The 19,534-nt window shown below is 36.2% G+C and carries 12 protein-coding genes; 7 read left to right on the top strand and 5 right to left on the bottom strand.

Annotation, left to right across the window (positions count from 1 at the left end; translation table 11 throughout):
• The first annotated feature begins 143 nt into the window (after nucleotides 1-143).
• Entirely contained in the window at nucleotides 144-4,481 is a 4,338-nt protein-coding gene (locus tag CJ739_RS16280) for a PKD domain-containing protein (RefSeq protein ID WP_117177194.1), read from the top strand.
• An 18-nt stretch (nucleotides 4,482-4,499) separates the two neighbouring features.
• Nucleotides 4,500-5,495 carry a PorP/SprF family type IX secretion system membrane protein gene (locus CJ739_RS16275; RefSeq protein WP_117177192.1) on the top strand — a complete coding sequence of 332 codons (996 nt, stop codon included), beginning with the start codon at nucleotides 4,500-4,502 and terminating at the stop codon, nucleotides 5,493-5,495.
• A 33-nt stretch (nucleotides 5,496-5,528) separates the two neighbouring features.
• On the opposite strand, the gene CJ739_RS16270 is transcribed toward CJ739_RS16275, so the two are convergent.
• Nucleotides 5,529-7,532, bottom strand: a complete 2,004-nt coding sequence (locus tag CJ739_RS16270) for a M1 family metallopeptidase (RefSeq protein WP_117177190.1) — start codon at nucleotides 7,530-7,532, stop codon at nucleotides 5,529-5,531.
• 83 nt (nucleotides 7,533-7,615) lie between these two features.
• Between CJ739_RS16270 and recG the strand changes: the two genes are divergently transcribed.
• Both recG and CJ739_RS16260 read left to right on the top strand, forming a co-directional pair.
• A complete protein-coding gene (gene recG, locus CJ739_RS16265; RefSeq protein WP_117177188.1) occupies nucleotides 7,616-9,718 on the top strand; it encodes an ATP-dependent DNA helicase RecG in 2,103 nt (700 codons plus the stop codon).
• A 200-nt stretch (nucleotides 9,719-9,918) separates the two neighbouring features.
• The gene (locus tag CJ739_RS16260; RefSeq protein WP_117177186.1) at nucleotides 9,919-10,500 is read left to right on the top strand and encodes a MiaE family protein; all 582 of its coding nucleotides are present in this window, start codon (nucleotides 9,919-9,921) and stop codon (nucleotides 10,498-10,500) included.
• 66 nt (nucleotides 10,501-10,566) lie between these two features.
• On the opposite strand, the gene CJ739_RS16255 is transcribed toward CJ739_RS16260, so the two are convergent.
• Nucleotides 10,567-11,658, bottom strand: a complete 1,092-nt coding sequence (locus CJ739_RS16255; protein WP_117177184.1) for a DUF2911 domain-containing protein — start codon at nucleotides 11,656-11,658, stop codon at nucleotides 10,567-10,569.
• A 188-nt stretch (nucleotides 11,659-11,846) separates the two neighbouring features.
• On the opposite strand from CJ739_RS16255, the gene CJ739_RS16250 reads away from it, so the two are divergent.
• Both CJ739_RS16250 and CJ739_RS16245 read left to right on the top strand, forming a co-directional pair.
• Complete coding sequence (locus tag CJ739_RS16250) at nucleotides 11,847-14,012, top strand: endonuclease MutS2 (RefSeq protein WP_117177182.1); 2,166 nt, start codon at nucleotides 11,847-11,849, stop codon at nucleotides 14,010-14,012.
• Nucleotides 14,009-14,425 carry a thiol-disulfide oxidoreductase DCC family protein gene (locus tag CJ739_RS16245; RefSeq protein ID WP_117177180.1) on the top strand — a complete coding sequence of 139 codons (417 nt, stop codon included), beginning with the start codon at nucleotides 14,009-14,011 and terminating at the stop codon, nucleotides 14,423-14,425. The genes CJ739_RS16250 and CJ739_RS16245 overlap by 4 nt, the downstream gene beginning before the upstream one ends.
• Nucleotide 14,426: 1 nt before the next feature.
• On the opposite strand, the gene CJ739_RS16240 is transcribed toward CJ739_RS16245, so the two are convergent.
• From CJ739_RS16240 to aroC, 3 genes are all read right to left on the bottom strand, one after another.
• The gene (locus CJ739_RS16240; protein WP_117177178.1) at nucleotides 14,427-15,245 is read right to left on the bottom strand and encodes a sulfurtransferase; all 819 of its coding nucleotides are present in this window, start codon (nucleotides 15,243-15,245) and stop codon (nucleotides 14,427-14,429) included.
• A 16-nt stretch (nucleotides 15,246-15,261) separates the two neighbouring features.
• Nucleotides 15,262-16,707: a dicarboxylate/amino acid:cation symporter gene (locus CJ739_RS16235; RefSeq protein WP_117177176.1), complete on the bottom strand. Its 1,446-nt coding sequence runs from the start codon at nucleotides 16,705-16,707 to the stop codon at nucleotides 15,262-15,264.
• Between the two features lie 247 nt (nucleotides 16,708-16,954).
• Nucleotides 16,955-18,019: a chorismate synthase gene (aroC, locus tag CJ739_RS16230; protein WP_117177174.1), complete on the bottom strand. Its 1,065-nt coding sequence runs from the start codon at nucleotides 18,017-18,019 to the stop codon at nucleotides 16,955-16,957.
• Nucleotides 18,020-18,646: 627 nt separating this feature from the next.
• Here aroC and CJ739_RS16225 point away from each other — a divergent pair.
• Nucleotides 18,647-19,495 (top strand): UDP-2,3-diacylglucosamine diphosphatase, encoded by an 849-nt coding sequence (locus CJ739_RS16225; protein WP_117177172.1) that lies wholly within the window; start codon nucleotides 18,647-18,649, stop codon nucleotides 19,493-19,495.
• Nucleotides 19,496-19,534: the final 39 nt, after the last annotated feature.

The raw sequence follows: 19,534 nt of genomic DNA, 5'->3' as shown, positions 1-19,534 counted from the left end.
TTTAATCGATAAAAAAGCATAAGAATGCTTTTTACATATTTATTTATGTATTTCGTAGAAAAAAAACTATTACATAAGATTAAAAAAACATTCTTTGTAAAAAAAAACCACCATAGCCTTAAAATTACCACTAATTAAACTACATGAACAAAAAATACTATTTAGCCCTTTTATTGTGCGCTGTATTAACTATTTCATTTTTTGGACTAAATAAAATTATAGAAGTATCTATTAAAAATAGTGATTTTGTTTTACCTCCTACTATAGATTTCAGTTTTAATAACAATAACGCTTGCTCAGATACCCCCATCACATTCACCCCTATAGTTACAGGAGATGCACCTTTTACTTATTTATGGAATTTTGGTAGCGGAAAAACCTCTACCAATAGTAATCCTACATTTGCATTTACAGCATTAGGATGTGGATTTCAAGATAATGATGTTACCCTAACCGTTACGGATGCTAATGGGATTAGCACTTCTTTAACTAAAACTGTTTCCGTTCAGCAAAAACCAGATTTAAAATTTGTTAATCTAAATGCCCCTAGTGGGTCGGCTGCTCCTTTTGAAAAGTGTGGAGACAACAACACCGACCTTCAATACACCATTAATGTTGGAAACGATTCGGCTTCGGCTTCCTGTATTGCTTCTTATAATGTCGATTGGGGCGATGGCACAACCGAAACAAATGTCACATTCCCTAGAATGCATACTTATACAAAACTGGGAGCTTTTAATATGATAATAACAGGAATTGGTACGAGTGGCTGTAACAACGCTATTACTTATGTAATAAAAAACTCCAACAACCCCATCGGTGCCTTAATAGCACCAGGAAATACCACCAATTTATGCACACCGGTTTCGCCTATGGATTTTGCCATTGGGTCTTGGGCTTCAAATCCTTCAGATACAAATTATCGTGTAAATTATGGCGATGGCACGACGGCAAATTACACACAAGCCCAGTTAGAAAGCTCGCCTTATTTTAATTCAGCAAATCCACCAGCATCTCAAGATTTCCCTATACCGCATACATTTACCAGATTTAACTGTCCAAGTGGGAACACGGTTACTTTAACAATAACCACTTCCTGTGGTAGCACATTCTTAACTGCTGGCCCTATTATTATTTTAGATGTACCCACTATAAGCTTTAATGTAAACAGCATCGTATGTGCTAATACATCTGTTTACTTTAACAATACTACCGTAGCAGGATTTACAAATGATTGTAGCACTGTTAATGTATACACTTGGGACTTTGGAGATGGAAGTACGCCGTCAAGAGCGGTTAATCCGAGTCATGTTTACAGAACACCAGGGAATTACACCGTTACTTTATCGGCTGAAACCCCTTGCGGAAAAGGAATTTCAGCAACTAAAACCATTTGTGTTGAACCCATCCTAGAACCCAATTTTACTTTTGATAATGCCTGTGCTTCCACTCCTCTGCAAATAACAAACACGACTAATGCTAGTCTGGGTTGTGGCGCCGAAACTTACATTTGGGATATTATTTCCTATTCTGAAGCTTATTGTGGAGAAGAACCAGAAAGTTGGAATTTCACAAATGGCACCTATAGAAATTCTAAAAACCCTGTCATATCTTTTACAACACCGGGTATTTATTATCTGAGATTAACCACAAGAAACTCATGTGGTATAGATCGATCCATTACTAAGCGTATCGATGTAAAAAAACCACCTGTTACAACATTAGAACCGCTCTCTAATTTTTGTCAATCTGCATCCATTTTCCCAGTTGGAACTGTTGAAGAAACATGTTCCCCAAGTTCAGAAATCACCTATTTATGGAGTTTTCCGGGTGGAACACCCTCATCATCTACCCTATTAAATCCAGGAAAAATAGACTATTCTGCTAGCGGAAATTACACGGTTACTTTTAGTGTAACAAATAGTTGTGGTACGACTACTAAAAATCAAAATTTTTCGGTAGATTTAGTTTTATCCCCTATTATTTCTCCCAAAGCTATTGATATATGTAGTGGGCAAACCTTTCAAGTAAGACCTACCTCGAATGGTACAGACAATGTTCCCTCTGGCACAACCTATACATGGAATACGCCCGTAATAACTCCAGCAGGTGCAATAAGTGGTGCATCAGAGCAATCCTCACCAAGAACAAATATTAGTCAAACACTAACAAATAATACAAATGCTCCTGCCACTGTTACCTATACTGTTTCTCCCATATCGGGATCGTGTCCAGGGCCAGATTTCACTATCACAGTAACTGTTAATCCTTTAATAAAGGTAACACCAAACATCGTAAATGCTACGTGTTTTGGATCTGATGACAGCTCTATAAATATTGATATATCAGGCGGCATCCCTTTTTCAACAGGAAATCCTTATACAATTACTTGGACAGGCCCTAATGGCTTTTCAAGTTCAAATGAAGATATTTTCAATCTAGAACCAGGTAACTATACTTTAAATATCACCGATGACGGCAAATGTCCATACAGCAACACCTTTCGTGTTACCGAACCTGGACTATTTAGATTTTCAGGTAGTAAAAATGATATTTCTTGTTTCGGACTTAATGATGGAAGAATCAATCTAACCACCTTAGGAGGAACGCCTCCTTATAATTATACTTGGGTAAAAGTTGATGACCCCACATTTACTGCCACTACGGAAGATCTATCAAACCTAGAACCGGGCGACTACGAAGTAACTATTACCGAAGTGAATAATTGCGATACTCTAAGAGGAAGCTACACCATCATAGAACCGCCATTATTAGAAGTTAGTTTAGCTAATCCCGTAGATACAATTCTTTGTTACGGCTCTTTTACGGGTAAAATTGACGTTACGGCAAAGGGTGGCAGACCTAATTATAGATGGTCCTGGACAGGGCCTAATGGCTTTAGAAGCAGTCTTCAAAACTTAAATAATATTCAGGCCGGAACTTACAACTTAACAGTTTCCGATAACTCTGGATGCACCAAAAATTTACAAGTTGTAGTGCCTCAAAACCCCGAAATAAAACTAGATTACACCGTAAAAGAAATTATATGCTATAATGATGACAGTGGTGCTATTACCATCAATGGCATTTCTGGAGGCGTACCTCCTTATGAACCTTTGGTATGGAGCAATTTAGGTACTGGCATGGTTCAAAACAATTTATCCCATGGTACATATGTTGTTACGGTAACTGATGCTTTAGACTGTGTTGTGAATTTCCCTATCACTTTAGCCAATGCGCCTATTTTTGATATTAATCCAACCGTAAAAAATGTGTCTTGTCATGGCGAAAATGATGGCAGTATCAAACTAAATCTTGTTGGTGGTGAAAACCCCATTTCATTAGTATGGGACGATGGTTCAACTTCTGGAAACGAACGAAACAACATAGGCCCAGGAACTTACTCCGTTACCATTACAGATGCTAAAGACTGCGTTATACAAGAAACGTTCACTATTATCGAGCCTTTGCCATTAAAACTCATTGGTGATGTAACAGATGCTTTAGATTGTGATGATGTAAATTCCGGAGCCATAGATCTTGAAGTTACCGGAGGCACATTGCCCTTGTCCTTTTCTTGGAGCAATGGTTCTAGAATAGAAGATTTATCAAACATACCTCCTGGCGTTTACACCGTGACCATCACCGACGCCAATAACTGTAAACTATCAGAAACATGGGAAGTAAAAAGATTTGCTGCATTGGAATCCCCTTTTGAAGTCATTACAAATTTTAATTGCGAAACTAAGTATGTAGATCAAACATTTATTGCTAAAGTAAAAGGGGGCATCCCTCCTTATCAACTTAGCTGGTCTAGTGGTATTATTAGTGGTGCCAATAACGAAATAATGAGAACCGACACCAATGGCTTAGTCATACTTACAGTTACAGATAGCTTTGGCTGTGTTGAAGAGTTTTCAATTCAAGTAGAAACTCCCATACTGGATGACGCGCGTTTTACTACAGATTCCTTTGGTTTTAGTGTTTACAATTTGTATTCAGTTTATGACCCCATCACATTCACTAATGGATCTATTGGCGATTTTACCAATATCTCATGGGACTTTGGAGATGGCAATTTTTCAAATGAGGAAAATCCAGAACATATATATGTAAAAGAAGGCACATACACCATAAAACAGACCGTCACCTATCCATTTGGATGTGAATATTATAGCGAAACCACTTTAGTAATTGAAAAAGGGTACAGCATTATCATGCCGAATGCGTTCACCCCAAATAAAGACGGCTTAAACGATTACTTCGCTCCTGTTTTTATTGGATTAAATAACATGACACTTCATATTTACGATACATGGGGCGGTATCATATATGCTGAAACAGGCGAAAATATAAGAGGTTGGGACGGAAAAATAAAAGGGATTGCTAGTGAAAATGGCAACTACTATTATAAACTTACCGCCAAAACCTTCTATAACCACACGATTACAAGAGAAGGCTCTTTAGTTTTAATTAAATAAAAACAGGATATATTATAGATGAAATTTAAACTACTGACACTCATTATCATAGCTTGTTTTTATTCAAAAGCAAATGCACAGGACCCTGTTTTTTCACAATATTTTTTAGTTCCCGAAACTTTAAACCCTGGGTTTTCAGGCTTTGAAGACGCTTCTTATTTAGGATTAATGCATAGAACGCAATGGCCCAGTTTGGATCTAAGGGTAGATACGGAGTATGCCTTTTTTAATTCTTGGATTGAGAATGTGGGAGGCATCGGTTTCAGTATTTTAAACCAACATGAAAACAAGACCAATTACAACCACCTACAGGGCAACATTAACTTTGCGTATCATATCGAGCTAGCAAACGATTGGTTTTTCAGGCCAGCTATAGAGGTTGGTTTTGGAACAAAGTCTTTTAATTTCTGGAACCTATTGCTGGCAGACCAAATTAATATTAATTCAGGAACCATTAATCCGAATTCGTCAGACCCTTTTGCCTTAAATGCAAATGACAATATTGCCTTTATGGATTTCGGTACTGGATTTGTTTTTGACAAAAAGAACACACGAAACGATACCGATTTATGGCTAGGTGCCTCCATTAAGCATTTAAACAGGCCCAATATTTCCTTTTTGGATAATGGCCATGTGCCGCTGGATATTTTTTATTCCCTACATGGCTATTACAAGTTTCCCTATTTTGATTATAACGACATGATTATTTCCGCCAATTATATGCAACAAGGCGGTTTTAACAGGTTTGACATAGGCACCACCATAAAGCTTGACAAATTAATGCTCGGTGCCATGGCGGTTACCAATCCCGCAAAGAACCATGCAAACAATGAGTTGCTTACTTCCATAAATGCGTTCGTGGGTTTGGAGTTTGAGCAATTGCGCTTCGGTTTTTCTTATGATTTGAATACGTCGAGTATCGGAAGGACCAATGGCGTTTACGAACTTTCAATCACCTATTTAGCGAGTTGTTTGGTATGTAGAAATCCTGCCAATCTGGAACGGAGGAAATAGATTTTCTGATGCTATGTAAATGAGTTCTATATACTAATTACTGTCAATCACTTCCAATAAGGATTTAGCAAATTTTGAAAACTGCCAACTATGATGACTGGCAGCTTGCTTTAGATTTTCAGCACAAGCCTCTTTGCAAGCTTTTATTTCTTGCAAATACAGGAAAGCATTTTGTCGGATTTCAAAACCATATATGGGGTCTGTATAATCCGTGAGCTCTTCAAAATACCTATTTTTATTTTCGGGCTCAAAATCTTCAGTAATTAATGCTAATGTTAACCAAAGAATGCGCACGTTTTTATCATTAAATCCTTGAATGTCTCTTGTTTTACTTAAGTATTTATTTCGCTCTTGCGGAAAATTTAACCATAAATTGAATAATGCTTTTTCTATGGTGAGATAAGATTCATCATTTAAAAGAGTTTCAAAGTCTGCTTTTAATTCTGAAGGTATTTCTGTTTTATTTATAGCTAGGGCTTGACGGACTTTTATATCTTTTGTATTTAAAGCTTTTTTAATTATGCTGTCATGAACAATGGTAATCATATCTTTAGAAAACAAATATGCTTTTAATTGCAAACTCGTCGCTTTGTCAAAGTATCTATCAACATTATAGTCTGGAGAATGAGACGAAAAAAGCAACTCTTGATCCAATTCAATCATTTTTGACATTTGTTTTGAATTTTTACTTAATGAATTAATACACTTTTCATATTGAAAGATGTCGCTTTCCAACCACACTTTCACAAATTCATCTAAATCCTGTCCACTAGCCTTTTCAACTTCAACAATAAAATCATCGGTCTCCACATTTTTAAACTGATGTTTTTCTAAATAATTTTTAATAGCCGTTTTAAACGCTTTATCACCTACTTGTTCCCGAAGCATATGCAATACCCAGGCTCCTTTTTTATAAAACGTGATACTACTCGATTTTGGATCTAAAAGCGAAGTGCCTTGTCCTACTTTATCCTGTTCCAATAATTCTTGGGCGTATTGGTAAAGCTGCCAATAGTAATAAGCGTCTCCAAACACGTCTCGTTCGGCTAATAAGGCGTAATAAGTCGCAAACCCTTCTTGAAGCCAATGGTGCGTACCGGAAGTTTCGGTAACCAAATCACCAAACCATTGGTGTGCGAGTTCATGCGCATTGACATTCACGTAGTTTTTATCTACAAAAGCAATAGAATCTATAACAAAACTATCTGCAAAAATAGTGGTACTGGTGTTTTCCATACCTGCATATAAAAAGTCTTTAACGGGTACTTGTTTGTAATTTTGCCAGGGATACGGCACGCCTATTTCTTCTTCAAGAAAATCAAATAGCTGTTTGGTGTACCGGTACGTTGGTTCAAATTTTAACGAATCCTCGGGATAATAATACATTTCTAAAGGAATACCGCTTTTAGACAGTTCTGTGTTTTTATGGTATTTACCAATTGCTAAGGCCACTAAATAGCTGCTCATGGGTTGTTGCATATTGTAATGCCACGTAATTGTAGAATTGTTGATTTGGTGATTTGTTAATTTGCCATTGGCTATCACGTCATAATCTTTATGGAATGTAATACTTAAATCAAATTCAATTTTATCATTCATATCATCTATACTCGGCAGCCAATTACTGGTGTATTTGCCTTGACCTTGTGTCCAAATTTGTTTATTGCCTTCTTCATATCCCCAATCGACAAAATACATGGCTTTTGTTGGTTTTGCCTTCCAAGTAACATCAATTCTATGGTGTGTATTTAATTTAAATGGGTGTTTAATAATCAGATGCTTTCCATCATACAATTCACCTTTAATTCTTCCGTCTAAAACATACTTTATTTCGGAAAAATTAACCGCATCAATATAAATGGAATCTGTGCTTTTTAAAACTTCAAATTCATAAACAATAGTTCCTCCAACTTCCTTTTTACTCAAATCTCCAAAAACAATATCTGCTTTTGCCGTTTTAAAATCAACATAGTCAGTTTGCTGTGCTTGCAAACCAGAAGTAAAAAGCAGCAAAATTATAATTAAGAATCTTTTCATAAACTTGAGATATCAACCATTAAGCCAAAATACATAAATTTTCTATTTTTTGAATTGATTGAAATGCCTTAAATTCGTCTTCTATGACTACCAATCTTCAAACTCCCATAGATTACTTAAAAGGTGTTGGCCCAAATAGAGCCGATTTACTTCGTAAGGAGTTAGGTATTCACACGTATCAAGATCTAATAAATTTATTTCCAAACAGATACATTGACAGAACGCAGTATTACAAAATCAACCAGTTACAACAAAGTAATGCAGATGTACAAGTTATAGGTAAAATAGTAGCATTTAAAGAAGTTGCCCAAAAGCAAGGCAAACGCTTGGTGGCTACCTTTCAGGATGATACGGGGTTTATGGAATTAGTTTGGTTTCGTGGGCAAAAATGGATTCGAGAAAATTTAAAACCAAACACCAATTATGTGGCTTTTGGTAGAATAAATTGGTTTAGTGGAAAATTCAACATGGCGCATCCGGAAATGGAACTTCAGGAAGAACACGAAAAAAATCTACGTTCTGCGATGCAGCCCGTATATCCTTCTACCGAAAAACTATCGAATAAGGGCATCAGCAATCGTGTGATTAGTAAAATTATTCAGGAGTTGTTTATTGAAACGGGAGGACGATTTACAGAAACACTTTCAGAACCATTACGCTCCGAATTAAAATTAATTAAAAAAAGTGACGCCTTATTTAATGTGCATTTTCCTAAAAGCCAAGAGCTATTAGCACGGGCACAATTTCGCTTAAAATTTGAAGAACTTTTCTATATTCAGTTGCAGCTTATCATCAAAAATTTAATTCATAAATCAAAAATTAAGGGTTTTCCATTTGAACATGTTGGCAATTATTTTACCACCTTTTTTAACAACCATTTACCCTTCGAATTAACCAATGCACAAAAGCGGGTTTTAAAAGAAATCCGAGCTGATTTAGGCAGCAATGCGCAAATGAATCGGTTATTACAAGGTGACGTGGGTTCCGGAAAGACCATTGTAGCGTTTATGTCAATGTTAATGGCACTTGACAACGGTTTTCAAGCATGTTTAATGGCGCCGACTGAAATTTTGTCAGTTCAGCACTATAATGGTTTACTTGAACACTGTAACAAACTGAATATCAGTATAAAAATACTAACAGGTTCAAGTACTACTTCAGAAAGAAAAAAAATCCATGCCGAATTAGAAAATGGCGATTTACAGATATTAATTGGTACGCACGCCCTATTGGAAGACAAGGTAAAATTCAAGAATTTAGGCCTTGCTATTATCGATGAGCAGCACCGTTTTGGCGTGGCACAACGAAGTAAATTGTGGCATAAAAACACATCTCCGCCACATGTTTTAGTGATGACGGCAACACCAATTCCACGCACCTTGGCCATGTCGGTTTATGGTGATTTGGATATCTCTGTTATTGATGAATTACCAGCTGGAAGAAAACCCATCAAAACAGTTCATAGGTATGATAAAAACCGATTGAATGTCTTTAAATTCATTAAAGATGAAATTGCTAAAGGGCGGCAAATTTATATTGTGTACCCACTTATCCAAGAAAGCGAAGCGTTGGATTATAAAGATCTGATGGATGGCTACGAAAGTATCTCACGGGATTTCCCGATGCCAGACTATCAAATCTCCATTGTTCATGGTAAAATGAAACCCGCAGATAAAGATTTCGAAATGCAGCGCTTTATTAAAGGCGAAACACAAATAATGGTTGCCACCACGGTTATTGAAGTAGGCGTCAATGTCCCCAATGCATCGGTTATGATTATTGAAAGTGCCGAACGTTTTGGCTTATCACAATTGCACCAACTACGGGGCCGTGTGGGTCGTGGTGCCGAACAAAGCTATTGCATTTTAATGACGGGGCATAAATTAAGTAGCGATAGTAAAACCCGCTTAGAAACCATGGTAAGAACTAGTGACGGATTTGAAATTGCAGAAGTAGATTTACGCTTACGTGGTCCCGGGGACGTTATGGGAACCCAACAAAGTGGTGTTTTAAACCTTAAAATTGCCGATATTATTAAAGACAAAGATATTTTACAAAGTGCGCGGTTTTACGCTAAAAAACTACTTAAAGAAGATCCTACTTTATCAGATACGGATAATAAAGTTATTTTAAACACCTACAAGGCTTTAGGCAAGTATAAGAATATTTGGAATTATATCTCTTAAACTAACGTGAGTTTCTATAATCAAAAATGTATTTATTATTGTTGATTCGTTTATTTGTTTATTTGTTGAAAGCCTAATAATTTTCCATCTTCCATCTTCCGTCTTCTATTTTCTTTTAGCAAACGGTCTTGAATCTTCAATCGGACAACAGTGAATTAAATTAATAACTATCTTTGTAACACATATTATTAATATTAAGAATGCTTCATTTAAAGTTAGAAACCGACCCACGTTGGGTAAATATTGTAGAGTCGAATATTGAAGAGATATTAACCGATCATGCGTGGTGCGAACAAAAAGCGGCTACCAATGCCATTTCAATTATAACACTTAATTCTGAATACCCCGATTTGGTTACTGACTTACTAGAACTTGCCAAAGAAGAATTGGAACATTTTCAAATGGTGCACGATATCATTAAAAAACGTGGCTATAAATTAGGCAGAGAGCGAAAAGACAGCTACGTAAACGAACTTTATAAATTCATGAATAAAGGCGGAAACCGCTTGCAATGTATGGTGGACAGACTGTTATTTTCTGCCATGATTGAAGCTAGAAGTTGCGAACGTTTTAAACTCTTATCAAAAGAAATTAAAGATCCTGAACTTTCAAAGTTTTATTATGATTTAATGGTGAGTGAAGCAGGACACTACACCCTTTTTATAAGCTACGCTAGAAAATATGGCAAAGGTGTAAATGTTGATAAACGCTGGGAAGAACTGGTAGCCTTTGAAAGCGAAGTCATAAAAAACTACGGCAAAAGCGAAACCATTCACGGATAAAAAAAAAGCCCAACCATTTATTGTTGAGCTTTTAATCACTGTTTGCTGTTTGATTGATATAAATTATTACATAGTCTCCAGTTCCGCTAAAAGCTTTTCAGAATTTGCCTTAACGTTTGCAGGTGGATTTAACGATAATGATTTTTTTAAATTTTTAATGGCGTTTTTCTTATCACCCATCATTTTATAACACTCCCCCAAACTATCATAAGAATTGGCATCGTTTGGATAATCTGCTACATTTTTTTTGAAATATTTTAAGGCACGGTCGTAATCATTAGCCGCCAGCATTTGATACCCCAAAATATTCAATTGGTTCTTATTTGCCATACCAGAAGCCTCATCCATTAGCGCTGCATATTCTTGAGTTCTTCCTAGCTTATTTAAAATTTGTGCTTTTATAGCTAGGTTATTGAATGTTTTTTGACTGAAAAATTGTCCGGAAATAGCGGCGTCTATCCAACTCAAAGCTTCATTTAAATCACCACCGTTATTTAAAGCATAATTTGCAGCTTGTTCCCAATTCTGTCTGCTAAAACCTGCTTGACCTTTAAACTGTTCCCTAAAATCGTTTAAAACAATCTCCGTAACTGGAACTTCGACAGTAAAAGGAATTTCCTTTTTCTCCCAAACTAATGAAACTGTGGTAGATGTTGGCGTAACGGTATTGAATTCATAGGTTAATAATTCTTTATGAGCCACAGTGTTTGTGGTTACATCGGCTCTTAGTGCGTCCATACTTTCATCATAGAAATAGCTGCCCCAAGCCTTAGAGTCTTTTGATAAAATAATGGTTGCCTTATTATCTGGCTTTACTTCAACATGAAAACCATAAGTTCCTGCAGAAATAGGTTGTCCTTCAACTTTCATGTCATGAGAAAAGGTTATGGTGGTATTCTCATCGGCTCCTGCACGCCACGGTGCCGCAGTAGAGGTGCCAAATCCGAGATTATTCATACCATAAGGTACCAATTTTCCCCATATCTCCCGGTCTTTAACGCTTGGTCTAGAATAGTTAATCGTAATGTCTGATATACCCACACGCTGTGAAACGGTTGCATGCTGACTTCCTCGTGGTGTATTTAATTGAGCGAATGCATTAGCACCTACAAAAAGTGCTAAACAAATAAAAATTTTGGTAAAATAATTGTTTTTCATAATTGTTGGCTTATGAGATTAATAGTCCCTAAAGTAGCCACAAATAAGACATACAACTGTTAGGGTTTTGTTAAATAAAAATCCTAAACCCTTAATTAACTATCTGTTAAGAAGAATTTAACAATCGAAAGTATCTCAAACAGAATGTTTAACTTTGCCTAATTTATCATTTAGACCATAATTTTAGAATGATTCACATTCACGAAAAGACATTACAGGATTTAGAATTTTCTACGGTTTTAAAACAAGTTAGCGAACATTGCATTACCTTATTAGGAAACGAAAAGGCACTGCAAATAACACCTTTTAGCACCAAAGAATTGCTTCTTAATAATTTACAATTAACCAACGAATACCTGTCGTCTTTTTATAACGACAACCGAATACCAAATCACGGTTTTGACGCCATAACCAAGGAAATCAAACTTTTACGCATTGAAAACACCTATTTAGAAGTCCATAGCTTAAAAAAAATTGTTTCCATATCATTAACAACCAATGAGATTGTTGCGTTTTTAAAAAAGTTTGATGTTTACTATCCAAACCTCAATGCATTTGCATCGCATATTGAAATCACTAAAGCCATTATTGAAAAAGTTGACGCTGTTGTAGATCGATTTGGCGATATTAAAGACAATGCTTCTAGCCTACTTTTTGATTTACGACAGTCTATAAACAAAGTAAAAGGACAAATAAACCAAAGTTTTGCAACCGCTTTAAATACGTATCATGGTCTTGAATATTTAGATGACATTCGAGAAAGTGTTGTAGAAAACAGGCGTGTTTTAGCTGTAAAAGCTATGTACCGCCGTAAAGTTAAAGGGTCTATTATGGGTAGCAGTAAAACGGGGAGCATTGTATATATGGAGCCCGAAACCACCCTAAAATACTCACGGGAACTCAATAATTTAGAATTCGAGGAGAGTGAAGAGGTGGTTCGTATTTTAAAAGAACTCACCAATTTTATTCGTCCGTTTTTATCACTTTTAGAAAACTACCAAGACTTTTTAGTGGCTATTGATGTCATTTCGGCAAAAGCAAAATATGCACGTTCCATGAATGCCATTCTTCCTGAAATTTCAGAAGACAGGAGTATGTACTTACGTGATGCATATCACCCACTGCTCTATTTAAATAATTTGGAAAAGAAAGTAAAAACATTTCCACAGACGATAGCATTGGAACAAGACAGTCGCATCATTGTTATTTCCGGACCAAATGCTGGCGGAAAAAGTATCACACTAAAAACCGTTGGATTACTACAAGTGATGCTCCAAAGCGGGATGCTTATTCCAGTACATGAACGCAGTAAAGCCTGTTTGTTTGATAGAATTTTAAGTGATATTGGCGATAATCAATCTATTGAAAACCATTTAAGCACCTATAGCTACCGATTAAAGCAAATGAATTATTTTTTAAAGAAGTGCAACAAAAACACACTCTTTTTAATTGACGAATTTGGTACAGGAAGTGACCCCGAATTGGGTGGCGCTTTAGCCGAAACATTTTTAGAAGAGTTCTACCATCGGGAAGCTTTTGGCATTATTACAACACACTATGCGAACTTAAAAATATTGGCAAACGAGTTACCTTTTATGCTCAATGCCAATATGCTGTTTGACGAGAAAACCTTAGAACCTCTATACAAACTGGTTATTGGGCAAGCAGGAAGCAGTTTTACGTTTGAAGTCGCTCAAAAAAATGGCATTCCGTTCGGATTGATAAATCGTGCCAAAAAGAAAATTGAGCGCAGTAAAGTACGTTTTGATGCAACCATTGCAAAGCTTCAAAAAGAACGTTCTAAGCTTGAAAAAACGGGGGAATCGTTAAAATTGAATGAAAAGAAAAAAATTCAGGAAGCTGGCAAGTTAGAAGAAATCAATGCGAAAATTCAAAAGAAACTGGAAAGCTACCAAGAGTTGTACGACAGCAACCAACGCCTGATTTATTTAGGACAAAAAGTAAATGACATCGCTGAAAAATACTTTGAAAACAAGCAGAAAAAAGAATTAATGGGCGAGCTTTTTAAAGTGGTTCAAATTGAAAACTCCAAACGAAAAAAGGTAACGATTAAAGAGAAAAAAGTAATCAAAGAAAAAGAAGAAAAGGTTAAACAAGAAGCCGAAAAAGTCGTAACAGTTATTCGTGAAAAGAAAAAAGAAGCTAAGAAAAAAGCCATTGAAGCCCCAAAACCGAAAGTAACTTTAAAGGTTGGAGATCGTGTACGTATGAACGATGGTCGCGCCATTGGTAGCATTGATAAAATTGAAAAAAATAAAGCCGTTGTAAATTATGGTATATTTACGACTAATGTAAGCGTTGAACAATTGGAATTAGTAGAAGCTAAAAAATGATAGCCTTACCAGATCATAAAAAACTAATATTATTCGATGGTGTTTGCAACCTTTGTAATTCGTCAGTTCAATACGTTATTAAACACGATAAAAACAATGTATTTCTTTTTGCCGCTTTACAAAGTGACACAGGGCAACAAATAATCGAAGCATATAAAATAAATACCAACAAAGTAGATTCCATTTTGTTATACACACCCGGAAAAGGGGTCGATTATAAATCTACGGCAGCGTTAAAAATCGCAAGTCAGTTGGGGTTTCCGCAAAATTTAATGACAGCGTTTTTTATAATTCCTCCGTTTATTCGCAATTGGGTCTATGATTATATAGCAAAAAACCGTTATAAATGGTATGGCAAAAAAGAGTCTTGCTGGATCCCTACGCCTGAATTAAAATCTAAGTTTTTGGAATGATTTATTCAGGAACCAAACTCCCCCATTCCGTCCAAGAACCGTCATAAACAGCCAAGTTTTCATATCCAGAAATGGTGGCGCCCAACGCTAAAACACAAGCTGTAATACCTGAACCGCAGGAAAAGATAATAGGCTCTTCTTTTTTAGCTAAAGCTTGAAATTTAGCTTCAATTTCTTGATTGGTTAACAATTGATTATCGGCTAACAAATCTTCAAAAGGCAGGTTAACCGAATTGGGAATGGTTCCCATACGTAAACCCACTCTTGGTTCTGGCTCTAAACTTTTAAACCGACCTTCAGAACGTGCGTCGATAATGGTATGGCTCTTTGTTTCCGAAGCCATTTTTACATCATTAAAAAACTTCATGAGTTCAGGCTTGTAGCTCGCTTTAAAATTACCGGGCTTACCTGTATAGAGCTTCATCGGTTCTGTCTCAAATCCTGCTTTTTTCCATTCTGGGAAACCACCATTTAAAACCGCTACATTATTGTAACCAAAAGCTTTAAACAACCACCAAACGCGGGCACTGGAATAAATGCCTTTATCATCATAAACCACAATCGCACTATCGTTATTAATGCCTAGTTCCCTTGCGGATTTTTGAAATTGTTCTTCTGAAGGAAACGTTGATGGAAATGGTGCTGTGGTATCACTAAACTTGTTTTTTATATCGAATAAGCGCGCATTCGGAATTTGAGATTGAGATGCATCGAACACCTTATTGATGGTACCATCCAAAACAACTAAATTTTCAGCTTCTAAATTATTGTGAAGCCATGATACGGAAACTACGGGTTGTAATCTATTAATTTTAGCCATAACAACAGTATTTGGTTTAAGAATCTAAATCGAATGTTTCGGTTGGGTTTTTAGTATCGTGGTAATCTAGCATATTTTCACCATCGGCGATAATGGTACAGACTGTCGCATCGCCAGTAACATTTACTACGGTTCTAAACATATCTAAAATTCTATCCACAGGAAAAATAATAGCAATCCAAACGGGATTTAATCCCACTGAATTCAACACCACAATAAGCATCACCAAACCGGCACTTGGCACTGCGGCAGATCCAATGGATGCTAACGTTGTGGTTACAACAACGGTTAATTGCTGACCAATTGTTAAATCGATCATGTGCATTTGTGCTAAAAAGATAACTGCTACTGCCTGATACAAACTGGTACCATCCATATTAACAGTAGCTCCAATGGGCAATACAAAACTGCTTACTTTTTTATCGACACCTAAATTTTGCTCTACACATTCCATGGTAACAGGAAGTGTTGCTGCACTACTAGATGTTGAAAACGCCAAGGTTTGCGCTGGCCCCATGGCTTTAAAAAATCCTAAATACGGTATTTTCTTTACAAATAGTTTTAATATGATTGGATACACTACAAAAATCATTAATAAAAGCCCCACTAAAACGATTAACGAATACCAACTTAAGCCTTTAAAAATCTCGATGACCTTACCAATATCGTCCCCTGCCATTTTACTAACCACACCTGCTAATAAAGCAAACACAAAAAATGGTGCTGCTTGCATAACCAAATCTACCATTTTCAAAAACACCTCGTTAATCCCGTCCACCAAGGTTAAAACCGGTTGTGACTTTTCATTAGGAATAAACAATAAGCATATCCCAAAAAATAAGGCAAAAAAGATAATTTGCAACATCAATCCATTATTGGAAAGCGATGCGAAAAAATTCTCGGGAACTATATCTACCAAAGGCTGCAGCGGAGAAACACTTTGTTGCTTATTTGCTTTTTCAAGTTTATCTGAAACCGACGCTTCCTTCAATTCAGATTTTGTTAATTCTGAAATCTCCTGCGCGCGTTCAAAAAACTGGGGGTCTTTTAAATAATTAATACCATCCTTAACTTCATGGCCTTCGGAAGCTGCCCAAATTTCATAACTAATACGGTTATCGATTCTACTCTGCTCATCGATTAACTTACCCGGTTTTACAACATTTACCAAAAGCAAGCCTAAAGAAATGGCCATGACCGTAGTTATTAAATAAATAAACAAAGTCTTTCCGCCCATTCTACCTAAACTTTTAGGGTCGCCGATATTGGCAACACCGCCAATTATAGAGAATAACACTAGAGGTACGGCTATAAGCTTTAATAAATTGATAAAAATAGTGCCAAATGGATCAATCCAATTGATGGTAAACGCGCTCCAACCTAATGAGCTTGAAAGCAACGCCCAAATAATACCGAGCGTCATACCTATTAAGATTTTCCAGTGTAGTGCTAGTTTTTTCATAGAGCCTCTCCTAACCTCTCCAAAAAAGAGGGATATTTTTATTGATTTTTAAAATTTGAAAGCAAGATAAGAATTTTATAATTCTTATTTATTTGGTAGTTTCTATTTTATAAGTTTAGAACTTTTGAAGCTATTTTTTTTAGATAAGCTATTGCTAACGATTTTTGAAATAAGCAAAAACACAATCGATAAACTAGCCCCAAAATTTTTCGGCTGCACCCAAGACAAAACTAAAAATGGAAAATAACTACTTATTATATATTTTATTTTGCAAATAAAAATCGGCAATTACCAAAGCTGCCATAGCCTCTACAATAGGTACTGCCCTTGGTACAACACATGGATCGTGACGCCCTTTTCCTTGCATTTCTACTGCATTGCCTTCTTTATCGATGGTTTCGTATTTTTGGATTAAAGTCGCCACAGGTTTGAAGGCGACATTAAAATAAATATCCATACCGTTGCTTATACCGCCTTGAATACCTCCTGAATAGTTCGTTTTAGTCGTGCCATCGGCATTAAACGAATCGTTATGCGCACTACCATACATGGTGCTGCCCTCGAAACCGCTACCGTATTCAAAACCTTTTACGGCGTTGATGGATAACATGGCTTTACCTAGTTCGGCGTGTAATTTATCGAAAACAGGTTCGCCCAAACCAACGGGCACATTTTTAATAACACAACTTACAATACCACCTACGGTATCGCCTTTTCCGCGAACTTCTTTAATAAACGTTTCCATATCTGCTGCCATTTTTGCATCTGGACAACGTACTATGTTCGATTCTACTTGGGTTAAATCCAGTTCGTTGTACGGTTTATTAAGTTTCATGGTACCAACACCCGATACATAAGCGGTAATTTCAATGCCTTTTAGCATTTGTTTTGCAATCGCACCAGCAACCACACGACATGCCGTTTCACGTGCAGAACTGCGCCCACCACCACGGTAATCGCGCACACCGTATTTTTTATCGTAAGTATAGTCGGCGTGACTTGGTCTGTAACTATCTTTTATATGCGAATAATCGTGAGATTTCTGATTGGTGTTTTCAATAACAAAACCAATTGAGGTTCCTGTTGTAACACCTTCAAATATTCCCGAATGGAATTTTACGGTATCTGGTTCTTTACGTTGGGTAACAATGGCAGATTGCCCTGGCTTTCTTCTGTCCAATTCTTGTTGAATAGCCTCTAAATCCAATTCAATTCCCGATGGGCAACCATCAATAACACCACCTAATGCAGGTCCGTGAGATTCGCCATAAGTCGTTAGAGTAAACAGTTTTCCAAAAGAATTTCCAGCCATAAATATAATTTTTTGCTAAAATAAACCTTTTTTATAAAACTCTTCTTGACTTTTTGTTTTTAACCGAAAATGAGATAAAATTTATACAGATGAGGCACTTTTTGCAAGGCGACTTTTCTATCTTGTTTATTCGTTGATTCGTTTATTTGGTAGTTAACCACTAACTACTAACTACTGTTTACTGTCCACTGCTTACTGTCTATTTGGCTATTTTACTAGGTCTTCGACAAGCTACCATTGACGTATTCTATAAACATCTGTTTTACAGATAATTAAATTTTTAAAAAAACTACGTCATCGCACTCGCGTTAAAACTTTAACAAAGGTCTCAGACTGACATTGAGGGTGGTTATTGACTATTTACTATTGGCTTATGGCTATTTTGGTTATTCGTTGATTTGGTTATTAACCACTAACTACTGCCTACTGCCTACTGTTTACTGCCTACTGCTTACTGCCTACTGCCTACTGCCTACTGCCTACTGCCTACTGCTTACTGCCTACTCTTTACTAGCTTAGAGGTATACAGGATAACACTTGTTTAACAATATACTCATGTTAATATAATTATGGGATAACGATTAAGTAATATTAAATCAAGTATTTTACAAAAAGCAAATTAGAAATTTGAAAATTAAACGTAAAATAGAAATTGCCGTCATATCAGATGTACACTTGGGCACGTATGGATGCCATGCAAAACACTTGTTAAACTACTTAAATAGCATTGAGCCCAAAAAGCTTATTTTAAACGGTGATATCATCGATGTTTGGCAATTCAGCAAACGTTACTTTCCGAAATCGCATTTAAAAATTATAAAAAAGATTATGAGCATGTCTGCCGACGGTGTAGAAATCGTTTACATTACTGGGAATCATGACGAAATGCTTCGAAAATTTAGTGGTACTTCCATTGGGAATATCTCCATAGTAGATAAATTGGTTTTAGAATTACATGGTAAAAAAGCATGGTTTTTTCATGGCGATGTATTTGATGTGTCTATACAAAATGCCAAATGGCTTGCGAAATTAGGTGGCTATGGTTATGATGCATTAACCTTACTGAACCGCTTTGTCAACTGGTATTTAGAGCGTCGTGGAAAAGAACGTTACTCCTTATCAAAAAAAGTTAAAAATGGCGTAAAAGGAGCTATTAAATATATTAATGATTATGAAAAGGTTATTTCAGATTTAGCTATTGAAAACGGGTATGATTATGTGGTTTGCGGACATATACACCAACCAAAAATGGAACATATAGAAAATAAGCATGGCAAAACCATGTACTTGAATTCTGGTGATTGGGTTGAAAATTTTACCGCTTTAGAATACCAATTCAAACGCTGGAAAATTTATAGTTATAACCAAGACAAACTCTCCCCTTTTTCTGTTGATGAAGAAATAGAAGACATGGATATTAAAGATTTAATTGCAGCCATTACTATTGTAGAACAGCATGAAAAGAAATCCAAATAGCTTTTTCGCAAAGATGCAAGACTATCACTGAACACTGTG

Origin of the sequence: Mariniflexile sp. TRM1-10, assembly GCF_003425985.1 — a bacterium.
GTDB lineage: Bacteria > Bacteroidota > Bacteroidia > Flavobacteriales > Flavobacteriaceae > Mariniflexile.
This window is presented reverse-complemented; position numbering and strand designations above follow the sequence as displayed.

Bases quoted from the DNA above. Each gene is read 5' to 3' on its own strand.
- CJ739_RS16255 (WP_117177184.1), bottom strand. From the start codon at position 11,658: ATGAAAAACAATTATTTTACCAAAATTTTTATTTGTTTAGCACTTTTT.
- CJ739_RS16245 (WP_117177180.1), top strand. From the start codon at position 14,009: ATGATAGCCTTACCAGATCATAAAAAACTAATATTATTCGATGGTGTT.
- recG (WP_117177188.1), top strand. From the start codon at position 7,616: ATGACTACCAATCTTCAAACTCCCATAGATTACTTAAAAGGTGTTGGC.
- CJ739_RS16235 (WP_117177176.1), bottom strand. From the start codon at position 16,707: ATGAAAAAACTAGCACTACACTGGAAAATCTTAATAGGTATGACGCTC.
- CJ739_RS16280 (WP_117177194.1), top strand. From the start codon at position 144: ATGAACAAAAAATACTATTTAGCCCTTTTATTGTGCGCTGTATTAACT.
- CJ739_RS16250 (WP_117177182.1), top strand. From the start codon at position 11,847: ATGATTCACATTCACGAAAAGACATTACAGGATTTAGAATTTTCTACG.
- aroC (WP_117177174.1), bottom strand. From the start codon at position 18,019: ATGGCTGGAAATTCTTTTGGAAAACTGTTTACTCTAACGACTTATGGC.
- CJ739_RS16270 (WP_117177190.1), bottom strand. From the start codon at position 7,532: ATGAAAAGATTCTTAATTATAATTTTGCTGCTTTTTACTTCTGGTTTG.
- CJ739_RS16260 (WP_117177186.1), top strand. From the start codon at position 9,919: ATGCTTCATTTAAAGTTAGAAACCGACCCACGTTGGGTAAATATTGTA.
- CJ739_RS16240 (WP_117177178.1), bottom strand. From the start codon at position 15,245: ATGGCTAAAATTAATAGATTACAACCCGTAGTTTCCGTATCATGGCTT.
- CJ739_RS16275 (WP_117177192.1), top strand. From the start codon at position 4,500: ATGAAATTTAAACTACTGACACTCATTATCATAGCTTGTTTTTATTCA.